The sequence below is a fragment of the Rhodococcus sp. G-MC3 genome (genome assembly GCF_030063335.1).
GTDB lineage: Bacteria > Actinomycetota > Actinomycetes > Mycobacteriales > Mycobacteriaceae > Rhodococcoides.
In genome coordinates, this window is record NZ_JASISW010000082.1 from 1 (window position 1) to 1,246 (window position 1,246).

Here is a 1,246-nt window from a genome sequence, read left to right on the forward strand (position 1 = left end):
CGGTGGGGAATACGCCTCGCTGACCGCCGCAGCGGAGGCGATCGCCAAGCAGGTCGGTGTCGGTCAGGAGACGGTGCGGCGCTGGGCCGTGCAAGCCCAGGTCGACCAAGGCACCCGCGCCGGCACTACCTCGAAGGAAACGGCAGAGATCAAAAAGCTCAAAGCCGAGAACAAGCAGCTGCGCGAGGATGTCGCAATCCTCAAAGCTGCGACAACTTTCTTCGCGGGGGAACTCGACCCCCGCAACCGATGATCATCGGGTTCATAGATTCGCTGCGTGCCAACGGTTTTGCGGTCGAGTCGATCTGCCGGGTCCTGAAAGATCAGGGCTGCACGATCGCCGCGAGAACCTACCGGGCTTGGAAATCACGCCGGCCCGCGCCGCGCACTGTCTCCGATGCCCATGTCGTCCATGCGGTGCGGTCGACTGTGTGGCACACCGATGCCGACGGCCGGAAGAAGATGACACCGGAGGGGCTGTACGGGAGGGTGAAAATGCGCGCCCATCTCGACCGGACAGCGATCCCTGGAGTGTCCTACGGGGCAGTTGATCGCGCAATGAAGACGCTATGCCACAACGGAATTCGACGATCGAAAGGAATCAGAACGACGATCCAATCAGCGGACGGCGTGCGAGCGGGCGACCTGCTCAATAGGCAGTTCCGGGCCGAGGAACCGAATCGGGTATGGGTCACCGATTTTACTTATTGCAGAACATGGGCCGGGTGGGTCTACGTGGTGTTCATCATCGACGTGTTCTCCCGTCGGATCGTCGCCTGGCACGCCTCGATGTCCAAGACAGTGGACCTGGTGACGATCCCACTGCGGATGGCGCTGTGGCAACGTATGCGAGAAGGATATCCAGTGAAAGCTGCTGAGCTGATACATCATTCGGATGCAGGAAGTCAGTACACGTCAGTGAAGCTGACCGAGAAATTGGCGCTCGAGAACATCGCGGCGTCCATCGGATCGGTCGGGGACGCCTACGACAATGCCCTCGTCGAGTCAGCGAACGGGTTGTACAAGACCGAGTGCATCCGAACGACGATCTTCCATTCCGGGCCGTACAAGACGATCACGGACGTCGAGTTCGCGACCGCCGGTTGGGTCGAGTGGTACAACGTCAAGCGGCTTCATTCAAGCATCGGTCACATGCCACCGATCGAATACGAAACGCTCCACTACGCTGACCTCACCACCGGGGATCAGCCCACATTGGAGGCGGCACAAAACCTAGGGTGATTCA

The 1,246-nt window shown here is 60.1% G+C and carries 1 protein-coding gene; it reads left to right on the plus strand.

What is annotated here, in order from left to right; translation table 11 throughout:
• Window positions 1–1,242 (plus strand): IS3 family transposase gene (locus tag QMK17_RS26255; RefSeq protein WP_283512217.1). Its coding sequence is split into 2 segments (ribosomal slippage), with 1,243 coding nucleotides annotated over them: window positions 1–215 and window positions 215–1,242; the frame shifts between segments, so codons are not numbered across the junction. This gene is flagged as partial in the annotation.
• Window positions 1,243–1,246: the final 4 nt, after the last annotated feature.